Genomic DNA, 23,807 nt, shown 5'->3' on the forward strand with positions numbered 1-23,807 from the left:
TAGAGGCAACCGGGGGGCTGTACTAGCGTTCTCGACATGCGCGTTGATCTTCTGACCAAGGAGTACCCGCCGGACATCTACGGCGGTGCCGGGGTGCACGTGACCGAACTGGTCCGTGCCCTCAGAACGGATACTGAAGTGCGCGTACGCTGCTTCGGCGAGCCTCGCGATGAGCCGGACACCTTCGCGTACAGGGTGCCGGCAGAGCTCGCCGCGGCGAACGGGTCGATCACCACCCTGGGCGTGGACCTCCAGATGGCGCAGGACTGCGGCGGCGCCGACGTCGTGCACTCGCACACCTGGTACGCCAACGCGGGAGGCCATCTCGCGAAGCTCCTGCACGGAGTCCCGCACGTGGTCACCGCGCACAGCCTCGAGCCGCTGCGGCCGTGGAAGGCCGAGCAGCTCGGGGGCGGCTACCGCGTCTCCAGCTGGATCGAGAAGACCGCGTTCGAGGCGGCGGACACGGTGATCGCCGTTTCCGATGGAATGCGCCGCGACATCCTCGCCTCGTATCCGTCCCTCGACCCGCAGAAGGTCACCGTGGTCTATAACGGCATCGACCTGGAGCGATGGACGCCGTTGCACGACGGCGACAAGGCGCGCGCGCTCGGCATCGACCCCGGCCGCCCCTCGGTCATCTTCGTCGGCCGCATCACCCGCCAGAAGGGCCTGCCGTACCTGCTGCGGGCCGCGCGGCTGCTGCCGCCAGAGGTGCAGGTGATCCTCTGCGCCGGCGCTCCGGACACGCCCGAGATCCTCGCCGAGGTGACCGCGCTGGTCGACGGACTGAAGACGGAACGCGACGGCGTCGTGTGGATCGACCGCCTGCTGCCGAACGACGAGCTGCGGGCCGCACTGACGGCCTCCACCGTCTTCGTGTGCCCGTCGATCTACGAACCGCTCGGGATCGTGAACCTGGAGGCGATGGCGTGTGGTCTCCCGGTCGTCGGGACGGCCACCGGGGGCATCCCCGAGGTCATCGTCGACGGCGTGACCGGGCGCCTGGTCCCGATCGAGCAGCTGCAGGACGGCACCGGCACCCCCATCGATCCGGACGCGTTCGTCCGCGATCTGGCGGCGGCGCTCACGGAGGTCGTGAGCGATCCCGAGCGCGCGGCGCGCATGGGCGCGGCCGGTCGCGATCGGGCGGAGAGCGAGTTCAGCTGGACGGCGATCGCCGAGCAGACCCGCGCCATCTACCGGTCGTTGACGTCCTCCTGACGCCGGTAGGCTAGACGGCATGGCAGGCAGTGTTCTCCGACTCCACGACGTGTCCGTTGTCCGGGACGGCAATGCCGTCCTCCAAGACGTCGACTGGACGGTGGAGCCGGACGAACGCTGGGTGATCCTCGGCCCCAACGGCGCGGGCAAGACCACGATGCTGCAGATCGCGGCGGCCGCCCTCCACCCGTCGTCAGGTGAGGCCGTGGTGCTCGGCGAGACCGTCGGCCACAGCGACCTGGCCGAATTGCGCCCGCTGCTCGGGTTCGCCTCCACGGCGCTCGCCCGTCGCATCCCGCGCACCGAGCGCGTGCTCGACGTCGTGATGACCGCGGCGTACGCCGTGACCGGCCGCTGGAACGAGCTCTACGAGGAGATCGACGAGCGACGTGCCCGCCGTGTGCTCGCGGAGTGGCACCTCGAGCACCTGTCCGAGCGCACCTTCGGCAGCCTGAGCGACGGCGAGCAGAAGCGCGTGCAGATCGCCCGCTCGGTCATGACCGACCCGGAGATCCTGCTGCTCGACGAGCCTGCCGCCAGCCTCGACCTCGGCGGCCGCGAAGAGCTCGTACAGCTGCTCGGCGGCTACGCGAGCGATCCGAAGTCCCCGGCGATCGTGATGGTCACCCACCACGTCGAGGAGATCCCGGTCGGCTTCAACCGCGCGCTGCTGCTCAAGGACGGCCGTATCACTGCTCAGGGCCCGATCGAGGAGGTCTTGACCAGCGGGGCCCTCAGCGAGACGTTCGGAATCGACGTCGAACTCACCGAGACCGCAGGCCGGTTCACCGCCCGGGCGCGTCAGGCGTCAGCGGACTGACACATCTGCTAAACTTGCTAGCTGGTTCTCCTTCATCGTGTCCGCTCCGCGGCAGGTGAGAACCGAAAAGCTTCCCGTCGACGCGCTTTCGCGCGCAGACACGACCGACCGAACACTACGCAACAAGGAAGTCCTCATGAAGACTGGCATCCACCCCGACTACGCCCCCGTGGTTTTCCGCGACCTGGCCTCGGGTGCGACGTTCCTGACCCGCTCCACCGTGACCAGCGAGAAGACGATCGAGTGGGAGGACGGCAACACGTACCCCGTCATCGACGTCGAGATCTCGTCCGAGTCGCACCCGTTCTACACGGGCAAGCAGCGCATCCTCGACTCCGCCGGCCGCGTCGAGAAGTTCAACACGCGCTACAAGAACTTCGGCAAGTAAGCCGCAGAGCTCCGCGACAGAACGGCCTCGCCCACACGGGCGGGGTCGTTCTGCGTTGCGGAGGCGCAACGCCCCCGCCGGGCACGGCAGGGGCGTCGTCTCGCGGGCTCTGCGAGCCTCAGTAGGTCGAGTTGCCCTGGGAGGCCGCGATGCCGAGCGCGATCAGCACGAAGATGAACACGACGATGCCGATGGCGACCTCCACGAACCCGATGATGACAGCGGCGAGGGCGAGGCCTCGGCCCTGCTCGCCGGTGCGCTTGATCTGGGAGAGGGCGACGAAGCCCAGGATGATGCCGACGATGCTGACGAAGAACGCGAGGATGAACGCGACGATCGACATGGTGTTGTAACCGACCGGCTGCGGCTGCTGGTATGCGCCGTATTGAGGCTGCTGGGGCTGCTGCGGAGGCAGAGGCTGCGGGTTCAGATTCGGATCACTCATGGCACCGAGGGTAGCGGCGCAGGAGACGCGCAGCTAGGCCCCAGAAACCGGGGTGTCAGCGGATCGGCCAGAGCCCCGATGCCGTGAACTCGGGGTCGCGCGCACGGCGCATGTACTCCTGGAAGTCGGCGGCCTGCTCGCGGCACCAATCGATCTGCTTGGTGTGCAGCTCGGCGGCCGCGATCGACAGCACCTCGCCGTGCTCTCGCGCCATAGCCTGCGCCAGCCGACCCGCCGCGATCGCGTCGGCGCCGGCGTCGTGCGCGGCGATGAGTTCGACACCGTAATGGGTGGCGGTGACGGTCAGCGTTCGTTTGCCTGGCCGGAAGCGGTCCACAGCGCGGTCGATGACGAGCGGGTCGATGATCGGGCCGGGGGAGACGAGCGGCTCGATGCCGTGCCGGCGCGCTTCGCGGTCGAGCAGCGTGAAGTCGTACGGGGCGTTGTAGGCCACAACCGGGATGGCGCGTTCGAACAACCGGCGCAGTTGGTCGACGATCGCCTCGACGCCCGCGCCCGCGTCCATCCCTTTCTCGCGCGCGAGCTCGGTGCTGATCCCGTGCACGGCTGTCGCCTCCGCCGGGATGTCGACCTGGGGGTCGAGCAGCCAGTAGCGGCCGTGCTTCACCTCGCCGTCAGCGCCGAGCAGCCCGACGTGGGCGGTCACGATCCGCGCCGATTCGACATCCACGCCCGTGGTCTCGAGATCGAAGACGCCGAGTTCGTGATGCCAGTTGCTCATGCAGCCAGCGTAGGAACGACCGCCGTCACTCCCTCGTAGCGCCGCAGGCGTGCCGCAGAAACGGCTAAGCCCGGCGCGGCTCGATGTGCAGCCAGTAGAAGCTCTGAGTGCCGAGCGTCAGCGTGAAACGGCCGTCCTCGGCGACGGTCGGGAACTCCGCTCCGCCGAAGAGGTCGTACAACACGCCGCCGGCGAACTCCGGGGCCTCCAAGGTCACGGAGACCGGGTTGTGCGCGAACGAGAACACGCAGAGCACGTCTTCCGGCTGGTCGCCGAAGTGGGTGCCGCTGCCCTCGTAGCTGCGCACGAAGGCCAGCACCGACTCGTGGTCGGTGGGGAGCACCCGCATGTCGCCGACGCCGAAGACCGGGTGCGCCTTGCGCACGTGGATGACGTTGCGGATCCAGTGCAGCAGGGAGCGGGACTGCGCGAGCTGGGCCTCCACGTTGACCTGGTTGTAGTGGAACACGAGCGACTGGACGATCGGGAGGAACAGCTTGCCCGGGTCGGCGGTGGAGAACCCGGCATTGCGGTCGGGGGTCCACTGCATCGGGGTGCGCGAGCTGTCGCGGTCGGGCAGCCAGATATTGTCGCCCATCCCGATCTCGTCTCCGTAGTAGAGGAACGGGCTGCCGGCGAGCGAGAACAGCAGGGCGTGGGCCAGCTCGAGCTCCGCACGCGAGTTGTCGAGCAGCGGAGCCAATCGGCGCCGGATGCCGATGTTCGCGCGCATCCGCGGGTCGTAGGCGTACCAGCCGTACATCGCCTGCCGGTACTCCTCGCTGACCATCTCGAGAGTGAGCTCGTCGTGGTTGCGCAGGAACACGCCCCACGCGGAGCCGTCCGGCACGTCGGTGGTCTCGGACAGCACCCGGATGAGCTCGTTGGCCTGCTGGCTGCGCAGTGCGTAGAAGATGCGCGGCATGACGGGGAAGTCGAACGCCATGTGGCACTCCGGCTCGTCCTGGGTGCCGAAGAACGCGGCGACCTCGCGCGGCCACTGGTTGGCCTCCGCGATCATCATGCGGCCGGGGTACTCGCGGTCGACCATGATCCGCAGCTTCTTGATGAACTCGTGCGTGGGAGGCTCGCCCTCGCCGTTGCCCTCGTCGGACTCGTAGAGGTACGGGATGGCGTCCAGCCGGAACCCGTCGACGCCGAGGTCGAGCCAGAACCGGACGACGTCGAACATCGCGTCGTGCACCGCAGGGTTCTCGAAGTTGAGGTCGGGCTGGTGCGAGAAGAAGCGGTGGAAGTAGAACTGCCGCCGCGCCTCGTCGAACGCCCAGTTGGAGTCCTCGGTGTCGACGAAGATGATCCGGATGTCTGGCCACTTGTCGTCGGTGTCGTTCCAGACGTAGAACTCGCCGTACGGTCCCTCCGGATCGCTGCGCGACTGCTGGAACCACTCGTGCTGGTCGGAGGTGTGGTTCATCGGGAGGTCGATGATGATGCGCATATTGCGCTCGTGGGCCTTCGTGACCAGGTCGCGGAACTCGTCGATCGTTCCGAACTCCGGCAGGATCGACTTGAAGTCCGAGACGTCGTAGCCGCCGTCGCGCAGCGGGGACTGGAAGAACGGCGGCAGCCACAGTGCGTCGATGCCGAGCCACTGCAGATAGTCGAGCTTGGAGGTGAGGCCTGCGATGTCGCCGGAGCCGTCGCCGTTGCTGTCGACGAACGACCGGACCATGACCTCGTAGAACACCGCTTTGCGGTACCACTGGGGATCGAGCGCCAGCCCGGGCAGCGTGATGGGAGCGGTGAAGCTCACGATTCTCCTTCTCGAGCGCGGGGCCCGGGGGTCGTGCACGTGGGGCATGCAAGCGATTACATCCAGTGAAGTCTAGGACCTCCGCGCCCTGCGCTGTCCAGTCCTGCGCGCGCATTCACGGTGCTCAGTGAGGCGCCGCCTAGACTGTACGGCGATGACCTCCACGACACGGTACGCCGCCTCTCCGTACGCCGAGGCGCTGGGCCGCATCCCCGTCCGTCGCGGCGAGCTCGCGCTGCTCGGCGGGATGACGCGGTACTGGGATTACGGAGACGCGGACGCGCCCACGACACTCGTGCTGGTGCACGGCTTCCGCGGCGACCACCACGGGCTCGAGCCCGTCGTGGCGCAGCTGAGCGGCCTGCGGCTGATCTCGCCCGACCTCCCCGGCTTCGGCGAGTCCACCCCGATGACCGAGCACGACCACGACATCCGCGGCTACTCGCAGTGGCTGCGCGCGTTCGTCGCGGCCCTCCAGCTCGACGGCCGTGTCGTCCTGCTCGGCCACTCGTTCGGCTCGATCGTCGTCTCGGCCGCCCTGGCCGATGCGGGCGGCCCACGCCCGAGCTCCGTCGTGCTCGTCAACCCGATCGGTCAGCCGGCGCTCGCCGGTCCGCGCGGCGTGCTGACACGACTCGCGATCTTCTACTACTGGCTCGCCGCCGCTCTTCCGGAGCGTCTCGGCTTCGCCCTGCTGCGCAACCGTTTGATCGTGCGGGTGATGAGCGAGGCGATGGCCAAGACCCGCGACCGCGGCCTCCGCGCCTGGATCCACGGCCAGCACGACAGCTACTTCTCGGCCTTCAGCGACCGGAGGGTGGTGCTGCAGGCCTTCCGCGCCTCCGTCGCCCACGACGTCAGCGAATATGCGGCACGCATTCCGGAGCCGACGCTCCTGGTCGCCGCCGTCGACGACGACATCACCCCGATCGCCGCGGAACGGCGGCTCCGCGGGCTCTTCCCGGACGCCCGGCTCGTCGAGATCCCCGACGTCGGGCACCTCATCCACTACGAGAAGCCGGCGGAGGCCGCGCGCGCCATCGAAACCTTCCTCACCGAGCAGGGGCAGGGGCCCGTCTCGCCCGCTCGCGCGGAGGGCACCGCGTGAGGATCCTCTTCGACTGCCGCTACACCCGCATCGGGCGCCACGACGGGATCAGCCGGTTCACGGCCGGTCTTGTGGCCGCGCTGGCCGAGCGGCACCCCGTGACCATGCTGATCAGCGACCATCGTCAGCTCGAGCTGCTGCCCGACCTCCCGTGGGAGCTGATCGCCTCGCCGACAGCCGTCGGCGAGCCGTGGATCGCCCGTACGGTCAACAAGCTGAAGCCCGACATCGTGTTCACCCCCATGCAGACGATGGGCGGCTTCGGCCGGCGCTACCGGCTGGTGCTGACCGTCCACGACCTCATCTACTACCGGCACCCCACGCCGCCGCGCGATCTGCCGGCCTTCGTGCGGGTGCTCTGGAGGCTGTACCACCTGGCTTGGTGGCCGCAGCGGTTGCTGCTCAACCGGTCGGACGCCGTCGTCACCGTGTCGGAGACCACCAAGGGGCTGATCGCCGAGCACAGGTTGACCCGGCGGCCGGTCTCCGTGGTTCCGAACGCGGCCGACATGCCGCCGATCCCGGAGGAGCGCGCGGCGCGCTCTCGGGCCGAGTCCAAGAGCCTCGTCTACATGGGCTCGTTCATGCCGTACAAGAACGTGGACACCCTCGTACGCGCTGCGGCACAGCTGCCCGACTACCGCCTCCACCTGATGAGCCGGGTGACTCCCGCCGAGCGCGATCGGCTCTCCGCCCTCGCACCCGGTGCCCAGCTGGTCTTCCATGACGGAGCGACCGACGAGGACTACGCGGAGACCCTGGCGCGTGCGACGGCCCTCGTCACGGCCTCCCACGACGAAGGCTTCGGCATCCCGCTCGTCGAGTCGATGACCCTCGGCACCCCGGTCGTCGTGAGCGACATCCCGATCTTCCGCGAGATCGGCGGCCGTTCGGCCCTGTACTTCCCGGCCGACGACGCCGACGCGCTCGTGGCCCGCGTCCGGCACCTCGAGGAGCCGGGAGTCTGGGCCGAGCGCTCGGCCGCCGCGCGCACGGAGGCCGCCCGGTACACGTGGGCGACGTCCGCGGAGCGCTTGCTCACCGTCCTCACCGCGACCGCGGCGCGCGCGAAACGGCGCAGCGACCGCTGACCGGGCGCAACCTCAGGCTGCAGCGGACTCAGAGCACTGCATCGAGCTCAGAGGACGGAGGCCGTGAACAGATCGCGGTCCTCCGGACCCAGGTTGAACCGGTCGAGCGTCAACCGGCCGTCGTCGTAGCGGAACCGGTGGACCGAGCCGTTCGGGATCACCTCGCCCGGGCCCGGGAGGGCGTGGTCGGTGACGTGACGAACGAGCGAGCCGATGACACCGCCGTGACTGACGACGATGAGGCTCTCGCCGGGATGCGCGTCGCCGAGCTCGAGCAGGGCGGGCAGCGCCCGCTCCACGACCTGCTCACGCGTCTCGCGGCCCGGCACGGGAGCGCCTTCCGGCCAGCGCTCGAGGATCTCCGCGCCCGTGAGCCCTTCCGCCTCGCCGTAGCGACGCTCGGCGATCGCGGGGATGCGCTGCGGCTCGCCGAGCCCGAGATGCGCCGCGATGATGCGCGCCGTGTCCACCGCCCGGCTGAGCGGACTGGCGAACACGGCGTCGAACCGACCGCCGGCGAGGGCGCGCCCCGTCGCGTCGGCCTGCGCGCGGCCGGTGCCGTTGAGGGGGATGTCGCTGGAACCCTGGATGCGCTTGGCCAGGTTCCAGTCGGTCTGGCCGTGCCGCACGAGAGAGATGAAGGTCACGCACGTCCTTTCGTCGAAGGACGCGCGTCGCGCTAGGTGAGTCGGTGAGCGAGCTCGACCAGCGTCTCGGTGGTCCCGCCGTCCAGCTTAATGGTGGCCCGATTGTCGCCCTTGGTCTCGCCCCGGTTGACGATCACGATCGGGAGACGCTTGCGCCGAGCCTCTTCGAGGAGGCGGATGCCGGAGTTGACGACCAGTGACGACCCGGCGATGACGAGCGCGTCGGCTCCGCGCACGAGCGCGCTGGCCTCCCGGTACTTCTCTGCGGGGATGAACTCGCCGAAGAAGACGACGTCGGGCTTCAGATGGCCGCCGCACACGGTGCAGTCGGGCACGACGAAGGAGTCCACGTCGGTGACGACCGCGTCGCCGTCCGGAGCGATCTCCACAGCGCCCTCCGCGTCGAGCCACGGGTTCGCGGCGTCGATGCGGGCCGTGATCGCCTCGCGCGCGAAGATCTGGCCGCAGACCAGACAGAGCACACGATCCATCGCGCCGTGCAGGTCGACGACCCGCCGGCTGCCCGCCTGCTTGTGGAGGCCGTCGACGTTCTGGGTGATGACGCCGTTCGCCGCGCCTGCGGCCTCCAGCGACGCGAGCGCACGGTGACCGGCGTTGGGATGCGCTGCGGCGAACCGCCGGTAGCCCAGGTGGCTGCCTGCCCAGTAGCGCTTGCGGTACCGGTCGTCGGCGAGGAACTGCTGGAACGTCATCGGAGTGCGCTTCGGCGCGCCCTCTCCGCGGTAGTCGGGGATGCCCGAGTCGGTGGAGACCCCGGCTCCCGTGAGCACCGCGAACGTCCGGCCGGCGAGCAGCGACTCGGCCTGGTCGATGCCGCGGGACAGCTCGGGGGAGAGCTCCGTCGTCAGCGTGGCCCCGCGTGCCTCCGTGGTCACAGTCACCTCCCGGTCGATCCTCACTGGAGTCTAAACCGGCCGCTTTTCGGAATTGTTTCCGGCGACTGGCAATCTGGACGGGTGCAGATCCATCGTGTGACCGACCTGACCGCCGACGGCCTCGCCGACTACTCGCGTCTGACCGACGTCGCGCTGCGGCGGGTGAGCGAGCCGGAGGGCGGGCTCTACATCGCCGAATCCACCAAAGTGATCACTCGCGCGCTGGCAGCCGGGCACCGCCCGCGCTCCGTGCTGCTGCAGGAGCAGTGGCTCGACGACGTCGCGCCGTTGCTCGAACCGTTCCCCGACGTCCCGGTGTTCGTCGGGGAGTCCGCGCTGCTCGAGCAACTGACCGGCTACCACCTCCACCGCGGCGCGCTCGCCGCGATGCACCGTCCCGAGCTTCCCGACCCGCGCGAGTTGCTCGCCGGCGCCAGGCGCGTCGTCGTGCTCGAGGACATCGTCGACCACACCAACGTCGGGGCGATAGTTCGTTGTTGTGCGGCTTTTGGCGTGGATGCCGTACTGGTCACGCCGCGGTGCGCGGATCCTCTTTACAGGCGAAGTGTTCGCGTTTCGATGGGAACGATCTTTCAAGTTCCGTGGACGCGGATCGATCCGTGGCCCGAGTCCTTGAACATGCTCAACGACCTCGGGTTTCAGACAGTCGCACTGGCGCTGAACGAGGGCGCGGAATCGCTCGACGACCTTGCGGCCTCCCTTCCCGATCGTCTCGCTCTGATCCTCGGGACGGAAGGCGATGGGCTCACCGCTCGCACCATCGACTCGGCCGACCGCGTTGTCTACATCCCGATGGAGGGTGGAGTCGATTCGCTCAACGTCGGTGCGGCCTCCGCGGTCGCGCTGTGGGCAACGCGGGCTTAGGCGGTTGGCGGCGGCATGGCCGCACAGACACGAGTCGGCAACTGCCGCGGTGCGGGTCGCTCTTGCGGACCCGCCACCACTCGTGCGCCCAGTCCTCACTCAACCGCCGAAAGGACAGATCTCACGGCGTTGGCCATCAGTTACGACCACAAACCCTGCTGAAGCATTGCCGTCGATTGGCGGACGTGCGTAGATCAGACCGCCGCCCGTCGTGTGCCCCTGCAACGTGAGGCCCCGCATATCCGGGGCGCCTAGGTCCATGCAGTGGTAGCTCTCGCCGAGGTACTGCACATACGGAGGGATGGCTTCCGGCCAGAACGCGCCCGACTGTGCAAAGAGGCACACGGATGCAAGCCCGACCGCAGTCAGTGCGACGGCCAGCGCGACGAGGGCCAGGGTGATGGCAGCCGCCGCCGATCCGTTCAGCCAGGTGCGTGGTCGGGCTAAATGAGTGCCGTCCGTGATCGCCTCTCCGCGGAGGTGGCCGGGTGTCATGGCGTCACTGTAGCAACGTCGATCAGTCGGCCTCGCGATATCGGCCGCGGCGAGTGTTGGCGGCCTGCTTCTTCAGGCAGTCGGAGCCTATGTGCCCGATCCTGCACGCGCCCGGGCATCGGCCGGCCGAGTCGGTCGCGACGGGCGCGTTCTCAGGAGATGCCTGAGCATCTTCCGTAGACTCCGATCGTGCCCCAGCAAGTCCTCGCCGATCCGCCGCGCCGTCTGAACCGCAAGCAGGTCTACCGTCGCCGCCGGATCGCCGTCTTCGGCGTCGGAGGCGTGCTGCTCATCGCGCTGCTCTACCTCGCGGGTTCGATCATCACACCGGTGCCCGCCACCGCAGCGGTGACCCAGCACGAGAAGGCGCTCACCCAATCGGCCGCGCAGCTCGCGTGGCCCGGCTACGGATCGGCGGCGATCACCGCGCCCGACTATCCCGGGGCCACCGAGTACCACGGCAGCGACGCGAGCATGCCGATCGCCAGCATGACGAAGACGATCACCGCCCTGGTCGTACTCGACGCCAAGCCGCTGGACGGCTCGTCGGAGGGGCCGACGATCTCGTTCACGCAGAAGGACGTCGCGATCTGGAACCAGGTGATCGCCGACGGCGGATCGTGGGCTCCCGTCAAGGCGGGGACCTCCATGACCGAGAAGCAGGCGCTCACGGCGATGCTGCTCCCGTCGGCGAACAACTATGCGATCTCGCTCACGAACTGGGCGTTCGGTTCGACTTCCGAATACCTCTCGGCCGCGAATAAATGGCTCAAGGACAAGGGCTTCACGGGCACGAAGGTGGTCACACCGGATGGTCTCGACCCCGGCAACGTCAGCACGACGAAAGACCTCATCGGGCTCGGCAAACTGGTGCTCGCCTCGCCGGTCCTCTCCTCGATCGTGTCGCAGAAGTCCGCGACGCTGCCGGGGGCGGGCGCTCAGGACAACACGAACGCGTTGCTCGGCGTGGACGGCGTCGACGGCATCAAGACCGGCAACACCGACGAGGCGGGCTTCTGCCTGCTGTTCTCGGCCGAGGTCCCGGTCGGAAAAGTCAAGGTGCGCGTGCTCGGCGTCGTACTCGGCGCCTCCGACCACGACACGCTGTGGGCCGGAGTGACCGGCTTGTTGACGAGCATGCAGGCGGGCTTCCACGAAGTGGACGCCGCGACGAGCGGGCAGGTGTTCGGCTCGTACACGACGCCCTGGGGCGCCTCCTCGAATCTGGTCGCCACGAGCGGTGAGACCCTCGTGGTGTGGTCGGACACGCCCATCCAGGTCGATCTCACGACGCGCCCGATCCAGTCGGGGTTCAAGGGCGACGTGGTCGGGCGGATCTCGTTCACGCTCAACGGGGCGACGAAGACGATCGACCTCGCTCTGGCGAAGGACGTGCCCGATCCGGGCTTCGGTTGGCGGCTGGCGCACCCGGGCGGCCTCGGGGCGTGACACGCCCGGAGTGCTTCTCGCGCAGATGATTGCGTGGGTGAGGGCTGGGGTGACCGTCTCCGCGTGACGCCGGACAGCCACCGGGAACGGGCTGGCGACCGCGCTCGCGCGTCGGATTCCTCGCGTTAGCGTGGTGCTTCATCGCACTCGACGAGGCCCGAACACATGACGTCAGACACCCAGCCCCGTACCCGCGCAGAATCAGGCGCGCGCCGTAGATCCACAGCTCGTGGCCGGACAGGCTCGGCACGGGGGTCGTCCAATCCCACCGGTTCGACCGCCAAGCGTATGGATCTGCAGGGCCTTCGCGCACTCGCGGTGGGTCTGGTGGTCCTCAACCACGCGTTCGAGTGGCCATCCGGCGGCTTCATCGGTGTCGACATCTTCTTCGTGCTCTCGGGCTTCCTCATGACCTCGGTGCTCCATCGCGAGTACGAGCGAAGCGGACGTATCCGGTTCGCGGCCTTCTACCGCCGACGCATTCGCAGACTGATCCCTGCGTCGGTCGTCGTGATCGCCGCCACTGTCGTCGGCGCCTGGTTGCTCTTCGCATCGGGGCGATTCATGTCGACGCTCTGGGATGCTGCCGCGTCCCTGTTCTTCGTCGCCAACTGGCGCTACGCGGCTCAGGCGACCGACTACTTCGCTCAAGGCGACCAGACGTCGCCTCTCCAGCACTACTGGTCGCTGAGCCTCGAGGAGCAGTACTACCTGGTCTGGCCGCTGGCGATCCTCCTGATCGCACTGATCGCGGCCCGCACGAAGGCTCCTCGCGCGGCAGCCGCCTTGACCACCTTGGCCATCACGGTGGGGCTGTTCCTGCTCGCCGTGCTGCTCACCGACGCGAACACGAGCACGGCTTACTTCATCACGCCGGCCCGATTGTGGGAGCTCTCGGTCGGTGCCACGGTGGCGCTCTGCATGCCGTGGTTCTCCCGAATGCCGATGGCATTGCGGCCGTACATCGCACTGCTCGCCATCGCCGGGATGGTCGTCGCCGCTGCGATCACGCCCTCCGATCATGGCTTTCCCGCTCCGTGGGCCGCGGTCGCGGTCCTCAGCGCTGCTGCCTTCATCGCCTTCCCGTGGCAGCCCGTACGAGCTCGTCTCCACCCGTTGGACAACCCTGTACTGGGCTACGTCGGCGACATCTCGTACTCGCTCTATCTGTGGCACTTCCCCGCGTTGATCCTCGTCACCGAGTTGTCGCGCGGTCTGCCCGGTGACGGAACGCCCGTCCCCGCCCTCGAATCCATCGCACTGTCGCTCGTTCTCGCCGCGCTGTCGTTCCGGTTCATCGAGGAACCCATTCGTCGTTCCTCGTGGCTCGAACCCAGCAAACGTCGATCGAGCGCCGGGCGTGCGCAACTCTTCAGGTCGGTCGGACTCGCCGCACTGGGAATCCTGGTGGTGGCTGCGGTGGGCGTCTCTCTTGCGGTTGACGGCACGGCGCGCAACCCGGTCGCCGAGAAGTCGAACAACGCGACGACCAGTGTTCCGACGGCCGACCCCGGTGGCGCTGACGGGGACGCGGCGCTCGCGGCACTCACGAGCGAACTCACCGATGCCCTTGCGCAGAAGACCTGGCCCGAGTTGACACCGTCGATGGACAGTGTCGTCTCGAACTATGCGCGGGACAGCCAGACGAACGACTGTTCGAATCCCGACTACCCCGGGGTCGAGAAATGCACGTGGGGGAGTCCGGATGCGCCGCACTCCATCGTGGTTGCCGGCGATTCGACGTCCGTCGGATACATCCCGATGTTCCGCGCCCTTGCTGACGCGTCTAACGGTCAGCTCAAGGTGACGGCGTTCGGAATGTACGGCTGCCCCTTCGTCGATTTCGAGACGCAAAACGGAGGGGACGCCTACAACAAGGCCTGTCCGGGACGCAAGGAGATGACGATCGAGAAGGTCGCAGAACTCAAGCCCGATGCGGTGTTCATCACGAACACCTACATCTCACTCAAGAAGACCAGCGACGGTGAGCCGTTCACTCCCGCGGAGTACAACGCCGGTCTGAAGCCCTTCCTCGAACGGCTCGCCCCGAACACGGGCAAGATCGTCCTGCTCTCGCCGCCGCCGGCACAGCAGAACGTGAAGGAGTGCTATTCCCCGAGGAGCACACCACAAGCGTGCGTCACCAAGGTGCCGGGTCGCTGGAAGGCCATGGGAAGCGAGGAGCTCGCGCTCGCGAAGGACTTCGACGGTGCTTGGATCGACTCACGCCCGCTCTTCTGCGTCCAGGCGAGCTGCCCGGCGTTCTCGGCGGGGATGCCCATCAAATTCGACGATCTGCACTTGACCGAGGAGTATTCGCGACACATCGCGAACGGGGTGGTCGCGTTGCTCGCGAAGGAGGGCGTCCGCTTGACTGGTGACCCGGCTGAAGAGGCGCCGGCCGGATGAAACCGCCGTTCACTCCTCCCGCGACCGGATGACGAACGGGCCGGCTTGCGGACGCTTGGGCAGCACGTGGTCGCCCGACGACTGGTGCCGGATGCGCCGGACCACCCAGGGCACGAGGTACTCACGAGCCCACGACAGGTCCTCAGCGCGGGCCTGACGCCACGTGCGCGGCGGGAGCGGTTCGGGGTCGAGCGGCTGGAGGTCGTTCTCGACGTTCAAGGCGGCCAGGACCATCCGCGCGACCGTGTGGTGCCCGAGCGGGGCGAGGTGCAGGCGGTCCGGCGCCCACATGCGCTGGTCCTGGATCTCAGTGAGGGACCATTGGTCGGCGACGATCGCGTCGTAGCGGGCTGCGACGGCACGCACGTTCTCGTTGTAGATCGCGACCTTGCCGCGGATGCCGCGGAACACCGGGGAGAATCCGACATCCACGCCCGTGAAGACCACGACGGTCGCACCGTCGGCGCTGAGCCTGCTGACGGCTTGGTCGAAGAGCGCCGCGATCTGGTCGGGGTCGGTGCCCGGCCGGATGACGTCGTTGCCGCCCGCCGAGATCGTGATGAGGTCGGGCCGCAGGGCGATCGCCGGCTCCACCTGCTCGTCGAGGATCTGCTTGATGAGCTTGCCGCGCACGGCGAGGTTCGCATAGGCGAAGTCGTCGGTCTGGGCGCTGAGGACTTCGGCGACACGATCGGCCCAGCCGCGGTGGCCGCCGGGGCTCAGGGGTTCGGGGTCGCCGATCCCCTCGGTGAACGAGTCGCCGAGGGCGACATAGCGGGACCACGGGTGATGGGCTTCGACCATTCCTCCATTCTGCATCGTGCCGGACTCGGGCGCGGCGGTCGTCCCGGGCGGGCTGTCAGTCGCCTCGGGTAGATTTGATCCAAGTGGAGACGACAGCAGCACCCCCGCCCGGCGAGCACTCGCCGGGCGCCGCCGTACCCACCGAGCCGGAATCGGGTGCGGGGGCTCGCGCGGGCAGCTTCGCCGCCGAGCACCTGTCGCCCTCGTTCCCCGAGCGAGCGGCCTGGGGAACAGCAGGCAAGCTCCGAGCGTGGCAGGCCGAGGCCCTCGACGCCTACTTCGTCTCCGAGCCGCGCGACTTCCTCGCAGCGGCCACCCCCGGCGCGGGCAAGACGACCTTCGCGCTGCGGCTCGCCACCGAGCTGCTCTCGCGCCGCATCGTCGAGAGGGTCACAGTCGTCGCCCCCACCGAGCACCTCAAGCGACAGTGGGCGGAGGCCGCGGCCCGCGTCGGCCTGCCGCTGGATCCCGATTTCCGCAACGCGGAGGGCCGCTACGCGCGGCACTACAAGGGTGTCGCGGTCACGTACGCGCAGGTGGCGATGCGGCCGAGCCTCCACAAAGACATCACCGAGTCGTACCGCACGCTCGTCATCCTCGACGAAGTGCATCATGGCGGCGATGCGCTGAGCTGGGGCGACGGCATCCGCGATGCCTTCGAGCGAGCGACCCGGCGGCTCTCCCTCACGGGCACGCCCTTCCGATCCGACACCGCGCCCATCCCGTTCGTCACGTACCTGCCCGACCGGCAGGGCATCCGAACGTCGCTGACCGACTACAACTACGGCTACGGGCGCGCGCTGAGCGACGGTGTCGTGCGGCCCGTGATCTTCATGATCTACGCCGGTCACATGCGCTGGCGCACCAAGACCGGCGACGAGATGGAGGCCCGGCTCGGCGAGGGCAACACCAAGGACATCACCTCGCAGGCGTGGCGCACCGCGCTCGATCCGCGCGGCGAGTGGATCCCCGCTGTCCTCAGCGCCGCCGACCGGCGGCTCACCGAGGTGCGCAACTCGATCCCGGACGCCGGGGGCCTGGTCATCGCCACCGATCACTATGCCGCACGCGCCTACGCCGACATCCTCCAGCAGATCAGCGGGGAGCCGGTGACGGTGGTGCTCTCCGACGAGAAGGAGGCGAGCGACCGGATCGCCGAGTTCTCGACAGGGGAGTCGCGCTGGATGGTCGCGGTGCGCATGGTGTCCGAGGGCGTGGACGTTCCACGCCTGGCTGTCGGCGTCTACGCGACCAGCGCCTCCACTCCGCTCTTCTTCGCGCAGGCGATCGGACGCTTCGTGCGCGCCCGGCGTCGCGGTGAGACGGCCTCGGTGTTCCTCCCGAACGTGCCGACGCTGATGGCGCTGGCGAACGCCCTCGAGCTCGAGCGCGATCACGCCCTCGACCGGCCCTCGGCGGAGGGCGGCGAAGGCGACCTCTGGAATCCCGAGGACGCGATGATGGCCGAGGCGAATCGCGACGAGAGAGCGTCCGAGGCGTTGACCGAGCAGTTCGCGTTCGAGGCGCTCGGCTCGGAGGCGAACTTCGACCGCGTGGTCTACGACGGGCGCGAGTTCGGCGGATTCGCCGTGCCGGGCTCTGACGAGGAGCTCGACTTCATCGGCCTGCCCGGAATCCTCGAACCGGAGCAGGTGCACGACCTCCTCATGCAGCGGCAGCAGCGGCAGTCGCGCCGGCACACGTCCCGACCCGCCGCGGCGGAGGGGCACCCGCCCGCTCCGCTGCACCGCACGCTGAAGGAACAGCGCCAGCTTCTCAACAGCCTCGTGGGCTTGTATTCGAAGAACTCCGGGGAGCCGCACGGGCTCATCCACGCGGAACTGCGCCGCGTCTGCGGCGGTCCGGCGGTGGCGCAGGCCAGCGTCTCGCAACTGCAGGCGCGCATCGAGTGGCTTCGCAAGCGGATCGGGCGGCACTGACGCGCCGCGCGGTGAGGTTCGGCTGTCCTTGCTGGCATGGTCGCGCGCGCGTTCCTAGGCTGGGCGCATGAGCGCGGAAATCGTGAACGGACGGCATCCCGACGAGCCGCACCGGGAGGGCCTGGCCCAGAGGTTGAACTGGCTTCGAGCGGGAGTGCTCGGCGCCAACGACGGGATCGTTTCGGTCGCAGCGGTGGTCGTCGGTGTCGCCGGCGCGACCAGCTCAGTGCCCGCGATCGTCACCGCAGGCCTCGCCGCGCTGGTCGGAGGCGCGATCTCGATGGCGCTCGGCGAGTACGTCTCGGTCAGCAGCCAACGCGACAGCGAGCACGCCCTCATCGCCAAGGAACGGCGTGAGCTCGAGGAGATGCCGGAGCAGGAGCTCGCCGAGCTGACCGGGCTCTACGAGGCGAAGGGGCTGAAGCCGGAGACGGCCCGGCAGGTGGCGATCGAGCTCACCGAGCATGACGCCCTCGCCGCGCACCTCTCGGCCGAGCTCGGCATCGACCAGGACGACGTCGTGAGCCCCTGGCACGCCGCGTTCGCCTCGGCCATCGCCTTCACGATCGGCGGCATCCTGCCGATGCTCACCATCCTGACCCCGCCAGGTATCCGCATTCCGCTGACCTTCGTGATCGTGCTGATCGCCCTCGCCATCACCGGCTACGTGGCCGCCTGGATCGGCGGGGCATCGCGCGGGCGGGCCATGCTGCGAGTCGTGATCGGCGGTGCGCTAGCGCTCGCGGCGACGTTCGCGATCGGCGCGCTGCTCGGCACCACGGTGGGCTGAGCGCAGACCTCTACGCTGAGCAGCAACGGGGACGAAGGGTAGCCATGAAGGAAAAGATCGAGATCGTCCGCAACTGGCTGCCCCGCTATACGGGAACGCCCCTGGAGGAGTTCGGCGAGCACATCCTGCTCACGAACTTCGGCGACTACGTCTACCGGTTCGCCGAGTGGTACGGCGCGGAGGTCCGCGGCATCGATCGTTCGATGCCGAACGCGACGGCCGACGGCATCACCATGATCAACTTCGGCATGGGCAGCCCGAACGCGGCCACGGTCATGGACCTGCTCAGCGCCGTGAGTCCTCAGGCCGCGCTCTTCCTCGGCAAGTGCGGCGGGGTCAAGAAGAAGAACCAGCTCGGCGATCTGGTGCTGCCGATCGCCGCCATCCGCGGGGAGGGCACGTCGAACGACTATCTGCCGCCCGAGGTGCCGGCCCTGCCCGCGTTCCAGCTCCAGCGCGGTGTCTCGACCACGATCCGCGACTTCGGCCACGACTACTGGACCGGGACCGTCTACACGACCAACCGCCGGGTCTGGGAGCACGACGACACGTTCAAGACGTACCTGCGGCAGACGCGGTGCATGGCGGTGGACATGGAGACGGCGACCGTCTTCGCGGCAGGCTTCGCCAACCACATCCCGAGCGGGGCCCTGCTGCTGGTGTCGGATCAGCCGATGATCCCGGAGGGCGTGAAGACGGCCGAGAGCGACCGCGGGGTGACAAACCAGTTCGTCGAACGCCACATCCGGATCGGCGTCGAGTCCCTGAGGCTCGTCCGACGCAACGGGCGCAGCGTCCGACACCTCCGCTTCGAGGACGACTGACGCACGAGGGGCGCGGCGTGCCCGTCAGTGGCCGGTGAGCGGGGCCATCGCGCGGGCGATGAGTGAGGAGCGGCCGGTGGCTTGCTCCTCGAGGTCGGCGCCCTCCATCGCGACCAGGCCCGCGTTGGCGCCGAGGAAGCGCAGCGGCTCCGGCTCCCAGCGCGGCGAGCGGTGGCCGACCCAGGGCAGCGCGGTGAGCTCCGTTCGGCGCCCGGCGATGAGGTCGGCGAGGGTGCGTCCCGCGAGGTTCGTGGTGCTGAGCCCGTCGCCGACGTAGCCGCCGGCCCAGGCCTCCCGTGCGTCGTGGTCGAGGCCGACGGCGGCATGCCAGTCGCGCGGCACGCCGAGCGGACCGCCCCAGTGGTGGGTGATGCGCGCGCCGGCGACCGCGGGGAACAGCTCGCCCAGGGTGCGGACCAGGTGGTCGCGCACGCGCGGCGAGCGGTCGTAGGAGGTGTGGATGGCGCTACCGAGGTGGTAGCGCGCTCCGCGACCGCCGAAGGCGATGCGGTTGTCGGCCGTGCGCTGGCCGTAGACGATCAGGTGGCGGAAGTCGGCGAAGGTCTGGCCGTGCTCGATGCCGATCCGCTCCCACACCGCGTCGGAGAGCGGCTCGGTCGCGATCATCAGCGAGTAGAGCGGGAGGATCTGTCGGCCCACCTGGTTCAGCTGCGATCCGTACCCCTCGGTGGCGTTGACCACCGTGCCCGCCGTGACCGTGCGCTCGACGCCGCCCGCGCGCACACGGACGACGCCGTCGCGCCAGCCGAGGACCTCCGTCTGCTCGGCGATCACCGCGCCACGGCGCTCGACCGCACGGGCCATGCCACGCACCAGCTTGCCCGGGTGCACGCGCGCGCAGGCCGGCGTGATCGTAGCGGCCACGGCGTCGGGCACGCCGTACCGCGCGCGAACCGTCTCCGTCCCGGCCAAGGTCACCCGATCGACGCCGAACTCCTCGGACTCCGCGTATTCCGCGCGCGCCGCCGCGAGCTGGACGCGGTCGCGGGCGAAGGTCACGGTGCCGCCGCGCAGGTAGTCGCAGTCGATGCCCTCGGCGGAGGCCACCCGGCCGACCTCGTCGACGGTGCCGACCATCGCCTGGCGCTGTGCCACCGCGGCGTCGCGTCCGTAGCGGGCGGCCAGCGCGGAGGCCGACCACGGGAAGAGTGCGGAGCACCAGCCGCCGTTGCGACCCGAGGCACCGAAGCCGGCGACCTCCCGCTCGAGCAGCAGGATGCGCAGTCCGGGATCGGCCTCCTGCAGGTAGTAGGCGGTCCAGAGCCCGGTCAATCCGGCGCCGACGATCGCGACGTCGACCGTCGCGTCGTCCGCCAGGGCCGGCCGGGGCCGGAAGCCGTCCTCCGCCTCTGCGATCGAGTCGAACCAGAAGCCGACACTGCGGTAGTCCACGACGCTCCTTCGAGTCAGATTGTGCGGCCCGGGCTGTCCGGCCGGAGAACGAAAGAGTCCGCGCTCCGCTCGGTGGTGCGGTGCGCGGACTCCTTCGGGTCGAGCCGGATGGTGCTTACAGGTGGTTGCTCGCCTCGGTGAGGACCGACTCCAGGATCTGCCGGATCTCGACGAACTCGTCCGGGCCGATCGTGAGCGGCGGCGCGAGCTGGACGACGGGGTCGCCGCGGTCGTCGGCGCGGCAGTAGAGGCCGGCGTCGAAGAGCGCCTTGGAGAGGAAGCCGCGCAGCAGGCGCTCCGACTCGTCGTCGTCGAAGGTCTCCTTGGTCGACTTGTCCTTCACCAGCTCGATGCCGAAGAAGTAGCCGTCGCCGCGGACGTCGCCGACGATCGGGAGGTCGAGCAGCTTCTCGAGCTCGGCGCGGAAGAGCGGCGAGTTCTCGCGGACGCGCTCGTTGAGGCCCTCCTCCTCGAAGATGTCGAGGTTCTCCATGGCCACGGCCGCCGACACCGGGTGACCGCCGAAGGTGTAGCCGTGGTAGAACGACGTGTTGCCGTGCTTGAAGGGCTCGTAGATCTTGTCGCTGATGATCGTCGCGCCGATGGGGGAGTACCCGGAGGTCATCGCCTTGGCGCAGGTGATCATGTCGGGCACGTAGCCGTACTGGTCGCAGGCGAACATGTGGCCGATGCGTCCGAAGGCGCAGATGACCTCGTCGCTGACCATCAGCACGTCGTACTTGTCGCAGATCTCGCGCACACGCTGGAAGTACCCGGGAGGTGGCGGGAAGCAGCCGCCGGAGTTCTGCACCGGCTCGAGGAAGATCGCGGCGACGGTCTCGGGACCCTCGAACTGGATCATCTCCTCGATGCGGTTGGCCGCCCAGACGCCGAAGGCCTCGATGTCGTCGGCGGGAGCGCCCATCTCGGCCGCGCGGTAGAAGTTCGTGTTCGGCACGCGGAAGCCTCCCGGCGTCAGCGGCTCGAACATCTCCTTCATGGCCGGGATGCCCGTGATCGCGAGCGCGCCCTGCGGGGTGCCGTGGTAAGCGACAGAGCGCGAGAGCACCTTGTGCTTGGTCGGGCGGCCCTGCAGCTTCCAGTAGTACTTGGCGAGCTTGAACGCGGTCTCGACCGCCTCGCCGCCACCGGTGGAGAAGAAGACGCGGTTGAGGTCGCCCGGGGCGTAGTGCGCGAGACGGTCGGCGAGCTCGATCGCGTTCGGGTGGGCGTACGACCAGATCGGGAAGAAGGCGAGCTGCTCCGCCTGCTTCGCCGCGGCCTCCGCGAGGCGCTTGCGGCCGTGGCCGGCGTTCACCACGAACAGCCCGGAGAGGCCGTCGATGTAGCGCTTGCCGTGATCGTCCCAGATGTGGTGGCCCTCGCCCCGCGTGATGATGGGGACGCCGTGGCCCTCCTCCATCACCGACTGGCGTGCGAAGTGCATCCAGAGGTGGTCGCGTGCCTTCGCCTGCAGGTCTGCCTCATCGGGTGTGATGGGCTCGCCGAACGTTTCAACGGTTGTCGTCATGGTTATCGCGTTCCCCAGTTGTAGAACTGTTTGTGGAGTTTGAGGTACACGAACGTCTCGGTGGAGAGCACTCCCTCGAGCGTCCGGATCTCGGAGTTGAGCATCGTGATGAGGTCGAGGTCGTTCTCGCACACCACCTCGGCGAGGATGTCGTACGTCCCCGCCGTGAGGACGACGTAGTCCACCGCGGGCATGGCCGCCAGCTTGTCGGCGATCACCAGGGTGTCGCCGGTGACCCGCACGCCGATCATCGCCTGACGGTAGAAGCCCAGCTGCATCGGGTCGGTCACGGCCACGATCTGCATCACACCCGACTCGGTCAGCTTCTGGACGCGCTGACGCACCGCCGCCTCGCTGAGACCGACGGCTTTGCCGATCTCCGCGTACGACTTGCGACCGTCGACCTGCAGTTGCTCGATGATCGCTTTGGAGACGTCGTCGATGACCGAGGCCTTCGTGCCGTTCGTTGCCCGAGGGGTACTCATGGAGCGATTCTGTCAGTGGAGGGGCTGTCTAGCAAGCGAATCCGCACATTCCTGCCCGATAAACTGACGAAATCAGTAGACTGCCGGGCATGAGTTCACAGCCGAACACACCGACGACCCCCGAACTGACCAATTTCGTGAACGGCGCGCGCACCGACGCCCGCGGAAGCGAGAGCATCGCCCTGATAGACCCGGCGACGGAGGACGTCTACGCCACGGCGCCGGTGTCCACCGCCGAGGACGTCGCGGACGCGTACCGGGCGGCGCAGGACGCGTTCGAGGTCTGGGGCCGCACCACGCCGGCCGAACGGCAGCTGGCGCTGTTCCGCATCGCCGATGCGATGGAGGAGCGCGCGGAGGAGTTCGCGGACGCCGAGTCGCAGGACACCGGCAAACCGCGAGGCACGCTCGTGGAGGACGAGATCCTGTTGTCGGTCGACCAGATCCGCTTCTTCGCCGGCGCGGCCCGCAACCTGGAGGGTCGGTCGGCCGGGGAGTACATGCCCGATCACACCTCGTTCATCCGCCGCGAGCCGATCGGCGTGGTCGGCCAGGTGACTCCGTGGAACTACCCGCTGAACATGGCGGTGTGGAAGTTCGCCCCTGCGCTGGCCGCCGGCAACACGACCGTGCTGAAGCCGTCGGACACCACCCCGCTCTCGACGCTCCTGCTGGCGGAGGTCGCGAGCGAGTTCCTTCCGGCCGGCGTGCTGAACGTCGTGCTCGGCGACCGGACGACCGGTGCGGCGATTATAGACCATCCCACCCCGCAGCTCGTGTCGATCACGGGGTCGGTGCGGGCGGGCATGGAGGTCGCCCGCGCGGCCTCCTTCGACCTCAAGCGCGTGCACCTCGAGCTCGGCGGCAAGGCACCCGTGATCGTCTTCGACGACGCCGACATCCAGAAGGCGGTCGAGGGCATCGTGGCCGCCGGCTACTTCAACGCCGGCCAGGACTGCACCGCCGCCACCCGCCTCCTGGTGCAGGAGGGCGTGCACGACGAGTTCGTCGCGGCACTCGCGCAGTACGCCCGCGAGAACGCCCGCACGGGCGCACCGCGCGAGGAGGGCATCCTCTACGGCGCGCTCAACAACGCGAACCAGCTGGCTCAGGTGAGCGGTTTCGTCGACCGGCTGCCCGATCACGCGAACGTCGAGCTGGGCGGCCGCCGCCAGGGCGACCGCGGTTATTTCTGGGAGGCGACGATCGTCTCGGGCCTCCGGCAAGACGACGAAGCGGTGCAGAACGAGATCTTCGGCCCGGTGCAGACCGTCCAGAAGTTCAGCGACGAGGCGGAGGCGCTGCGCTGGGCGAACGGCGTGCAGTACGGCCTCGCGTCGTCCGTCTGGACGAAGGACCACGGTCGCGCGATGCGTTTCGCGAAGGGTCTCGACTTCGGCTGCGTGTGGATCAACACGCACATCCCGATCGTGGCGGAGATGCCGCACGGCGGTTTCAAGCACTCCGGCTACGGCAAGGACCTGTCGATGTACGGGTTCGAGGACTACACGCGCATCAAGCACGTGATGTCGTACATCGGGGAGTGACGGCCGGCGGGGGCGACGCGCGACACGCCGTCCCCGCCTAAACATCCTGTCTTATAGGTATCAACCCCGCGCCTCCGCTACGCTGCGTGCACACACATCG

The 23,807-nt window shown here is 68.6% G+C and carries 22 protein-coding genes; 12 read left to right on the forward strand and 10 right to left on the reverse strand.

Translation table 11 applies throughout. From position 1 onward, the window contains the following. Positions 1-36 precede the first annotated feature (36 nt). The 3 genes from glgA (at position 37) to ASF88_RS07520 (ending at position 2,432) form a co-directional block, all read left to right on the forward strand. A complete protein-coding gene (gene glgA, locus ASF88_RS07510) occupies positions 37-1,224 on the forward strand; it encodes a glycogen synthase (protein WP_055916019.1) in 1,188 nt (395 codons plus the stop codon). 19 nt (positions 1,225-1,243) lie between these two features. Continuing rightward, positions 1,244-2,044, forward strand: a complete 801-nt coding sequence (locus ASF88_RS07515) for an ABC transporter ATP-binding protein (RefSeq protein ID WP_055916021.1) — start codon at positions 1,244-1,246, stop codon at positions 2,042-2,044. A gap of 136 nt (positions 2,045-2,180) precedes the next feature. Then, positions 2,181-2,432 (forward strand): type B 50S ribosomal protein L31, encoded by a 252-nt coding sequence (locus ASF88_RS07520; protein ID WP_055916022.1) that lies wholly within the window; start codon positions 2,181-2,183, stop codon positions 2,430-2,432. A gap of 118 nt (positions 2,433-2,550) precedes the next feature. On the opposite strand, the gene ASF88_RS07525 is transcribed toward ASF88_RS07520, so the two are convergent. The 3 genes from ASF88_RS07525 to treS form a co-directional block, all read right to left on the reverse strand. Continuing rightward, entirely contained in the window at positions 2,551-2,877 is a 327-nt protein-coding gene (locus tag ASF88_RS07525; RefSeq protein ID WP_055916024.1) for a DUF4190 domain-containing protein, read from the reverse strand. Positions 2,878-2,932: 55 nt separating this feature from the next. After that, positions 2,933-3,619, reverse strand: coding sequence for a 3'-5' exonuclease (locus tag ASF88_RS07530; protein WP_055916026.1), 687 nt, complete (start codon positions 3,617-3,619; stop codon positions 2,933-2,935). 64 nt (positions 3,620-3,683) lie between these two features. Next, positions 3,684-5,393: a maltose alpha-D-glucosyltransferase gene (gene treS / locus ASF88_RS07535; protein ID WP_055916027.1), complete on the reverse strand. Its 1,710-nt coding sequence runs from the start codon at positions 5,391-5,393 to the stop codon at positions 3,684-3,686. A gap of 154 nt (positions 5,394-5,547) precedes the next feature. Between treS and ASF88_RS07540 the strand changes: the two genes are divergently transcribed. After that, positions 5,548-6,501 (forward strand): alpha/beta fold hydrolase, encoded by a 954-nt coding sequence (locus ASF88_RS07540; protein ID WP_055916029.1) that lies wholly within the window; start codon positions 5,548-5,550, stop codon positions 6,499-6,501. After that, the gene (locus ASF88_RS07545) at positions 6,498-7,592 is read left to right on the forward strand and encodes a glycosyltransferase family 4 protein (protein WP_055916032.1); all 1,095 of its coding nucleotides are present in this window, start codon (positions 6,498-6,500) and stop codon (positions 7,590-7,592) included. The genes ASF88_RS07540 and ASF88_RS07545 overlap by 4 nt, the downstream gene beginning before the upstream one ends. A gap of 47 nt (positions 7,593-7,639) precedes the next feature. On the opposite strand, the gene ASF88_RS07550 is transcribed toward ASF88_RS07545, so the two are convergent. Further along, complete coding sequence (locus ASF88_RS07550) at positions 7,640-8,239, reverse strand: histidine phosphatase family protein (RefSeq protein ID WP_055916034.1); 600 nt, start codon at positions 8,237-8,239, stop codon at positions 7,640-7,642. 32 nt (positions 8,240-8,271) lie between these two features. After that, complete coding sequence (locus ASF88_RS07555) at positions 8,272-9,108, reverse strand: Sir2 family NAD-dependent protein deacetylase (RefSeq protein WP_055916865.1); 837 nt, start codon at positions 9,106-9,108, stop codon at positions 8,272-8,274. A gap of 108 nt (positions 9,109-9,216) precedes the next feature. On the opposite strand from ASF88_RS07555, the gene ASF88_RS07560 reads away from it, so the two are divergent. Then, complete coding sequence (locus ASF88_RS07560; RefSeq protein ID WP_055916035.1) at positions 9,217-10,020, forward strand: TrmH family RNA methyltransferase; 804 nt, start codon at positions 9,217-9,219, stop codon at positions 10,018-10,020. 99 nt (positions 10,021-10,119) lie between these two features. Here ASF88_RS07560 and ASF88_RS20320 read toward each other — a convergent pair whose 3' ends face one another. After that, positions 10,120-10,515 carry a hypothetical protein gene (locus ASF88_RS20320; protein WP_157498252.1) on the reverse strand — a complete coding sequence of 132 codons (396 nt, stop codon included), beginning with the start codon at positions 10,513-10,515 and terminating at the stop codon, positions 10,120-10,122. Positions 10,516-10,704: 189 nt separating this feature from the next. Here ASF88_RS20320 and ASF88_RS07565 point away from each other — a divergent pair, with 189 nt between their 5' ends. Then, positions 10,705-11,964, forward strand: coding sequence for a D-alanyl-D-alanine carboxypeptidase family protein (locus tag ASF88_RS07565; RefSeq protein ID WP_235493327.1), 1,260 nt, complete (start codon positions 10,705-10,707; stop codon positions 11,962-11,964). A gap of 288 nt (positions 11,965-12,252) precedes the next feature. Next, complete coding sequence (locus ASF88_RS07570; protein WP_055916037.1) at positions 12,253-14,373, forward strand: acyltransferase family protein; 2,121 nt, start codon at positions 12,253-12,255, stop codon at positions 14,371-14,373. Positions 14,374-14,382: 9 nt separating this feature from the next. On the opposite strand, the gene ASF88_RS07575 is transcribed toward ASF88_RS07570, so the two are convergent. Further along, complete coding sequence (locus ASF88_RS07575; RefSeq protein WP_055916039.1) at positions 14,383-15,177, reverse strand: SGNH/GDSL hydrolase family protein; 795 nt, start codon at positions 15,175-15,177, stop codon at positions 14,383-14,385. Positions 15,178-15,371: 194 nt separating this feature from the next. On the opposite strand from ASF88_RS07575, the gene ASF88_RS07580 reads away from it, so the two are divergent. From ASF88_RS07580 to ASF88_RS07590, 3 genes are all read left to right on the forward strand, one after another. After that, positions 15,372-17,117 carry a DEAD/DEAH box helicase gene (locus tag ASF88_RS07580; RefSeq protein WP_055916872.1) on the forward strand — a complete coding sequence of 582 codons (1,746 nt, stop codon included), beginning with the start codon at positions 15,372-15,374 and terminating at the stop codon, positions 17,115-17,117. A gap of 67 nt (positions 17,118-17,184) precedes the next feature. Continuing rightward, positions 17,185-17,907: a VIT1/CCC1 transporter family protein gene (locus ASF88_RS07585; protein WP_055916041.1), complete on the forward strand. Its 723-nt coding sequence runs from the start codon at positions 17,185-17,187 to the stop codon at positions 17,905-17,907. Positions 17,908-17,951: 44 nt separating this feature from the next. Then, entirely contained in the window at positions 17,952-18,731 is a 780-nt protein-coding gene (locus ASF88_RS07590) for an AMP nucleosidase (RefSeq protein WP_055916043.1), read from the forward strand. A gap of 24 nt (positions 18,732-18,755) precedes the next feature. On the opposite strand, the gene ASF88_RS07595 is transcribed toward ASF88_RS07590, so the two are convergent. The 3 genes from ASF88_RS07595 to ASF88_RS07605 all read right to left on the reverse strand — a co-directional run bounded on the left by ASF88_RS07595 (position 18,756) and on the right by ASF88_RS07605 (position 22,160). Further along, a complete protein-coding gene (locus ASF88_RS07595) occupies positions 18,756-20,144 on the reverse strand; it encodes an NAD(P)/FAD-dependent oxidoreductase (protein ID WP_055916045.1) in 1,389 nt (462 codons plus the stop codon). 115 nt (positions 20,145-20,259) lie between these two features. Beyond that, positions 20,260-21,675 (reverse strand): aspartate aminotransferase family protein, encoded by a 1,416-nt coding sequence (locus tag ASF88_RS07600; RefSeq protein WP_055916047.1) that lies wholly within the window; start codon positions 21,673-21,675, stop codon positions 20,260-20,262. Positions 21,676-21,677: 2 nt separating this feature from the next. Then, positions 21,678-22,160 (reverse strand): Lrp/AsnC family transcriptional regulator, encoded by a 483-nt coding sequence (locus ASF88_RS07605; RefSeq protein ID WP_055916049.1) that lies wholly within the window; start codon positions 22,158-22,160, stop codon positions 21,678-21,680. An 89-nt stretch (positions 22,161-22,249) separates the two neighbouring features. Here ASF88_RS07605 and ASF88_RS07610 point away from each other — a divergent pair, with 89 nt between their 5' ends. Further along, positions 22,250-23,707 carry a gamma-aminobutyraldehyde dehydrogenase gene (locus tag ASF88_RS07610; RefSeq protein WP_055916050.1) on the forward strand — a complete coding sequence of 486 codons (1,458 nt, stop codon included), beginning with the start codon at positions 22,250-22,252 and terminating at the stop codon, positions 23,705-23,707. The last annotated feature ends 100 nt before the right edge of the window (positions 23,708-23,807 follow it).

The sequence above is a fragment of the Leifsonia sp. Leaf336 genome, assembly GCF_001423695.1.
In the GTDB taxonomy this organism is placed as follows: domain Bacteria; phylum Actinomycetota; class Actinomycetes; order Actinomycetales; family Microbacteriaceae; genus Leifsonia.

Coding starts and splice junctions, on each gene's coding strand:
- ASF88_RS07600 (WP_055916047.1), bottom strand. CDS start 21,675: ATGACGACAACCGTTGAAACGTTCGGCGAGCCCATCACACCCGATGAG.
- ASF88_RS20320 (WP_157498252.1), bottom strand. CDS start 10,515: ATGACACCCGGCCACCTCCGCGGAGAGGCGATCACGGACGGCACTCAT.
- ASF88_RS07515 (WP_055916021.1), top strand. CDS start 1,244: ATGGCAGGCAGTGTTCTCCGACTCCACGACGTGTCCGTTGTCCGGGAC.
- ASF88_RS07530 (WP_055916026.1), bottom strand. CDS start 3,619: ATGAGCAACTGGCATCACGAACTCGGCGTCTTCGATCTCGAGACCACG.
- ASF88_RS07585 (WP_055916041.1), top strand. CDS start 17,185: ATGAGCGCGGAAATCGTGAACGGACGGCATCCCGACGAGCCGCACCGG.
- ASF88_RS07525 (WP_055916024.1), bottom strand. CDS start 2,877: ATGAGTGATCCGAATCTGAACCCGCAGCCTCTGCCTCCGCAGCAGCCC.
- glgA (WP_055916019.1), top strand. CDS start 37: ATGCGCGTTGATCTTCTGACCAAGGAGTACCCGCCGGACATCTACGGC.
- ASF88_RS07520 (WP_055916022.1), top strand. CDS start 2,181: ATGAAGACTGGCATCCACCCCGACTACGCCCCCGTGGTTTTCCGCGAC.
- ASF88_RS07605 (WP_055916049.1), bottom strand. CDS start 22,160: ATGAGTACCCCTCGGGCAACGAACGGCACGAAGGCCTCGGTCATCGAC.
- ASF88_RS07540 (WP_055916029.1), top strand. CDS start 5,548: ATGACCTCCACGACACGGTACGCCGCCTCTCCGTACGCCGAGGCGCTG.
- ASF88_RS07570 (WP_055916037.1), top strand. CDS start 12,253: ATGGATCTGCAGGGCCTTCGCGCACTCGCGGTGGGTCTGGTGGTCCTC.
- ASF88_RS07610 (WP_055916050.1), top strand. CDS start 22,250: ATGAGTTCACAGCCGAACACACCGACGACCCCCGAACTGACCAATTTC.
- ASF88_RS07575 (WP_055916039.1), bottom strand. CDS start 15,177: ATGGTCGAAGCCCATCACCCGTGGTCCCGCTATGTCGCCCTCGGCGAC.
- ASF88_RS07590 (WP_055916043.1), top strand. CDS start 17,952: ATGAAGGAAAAGATCGAGATCGTCCGCAACTGGCTGCCCCGCTATACG.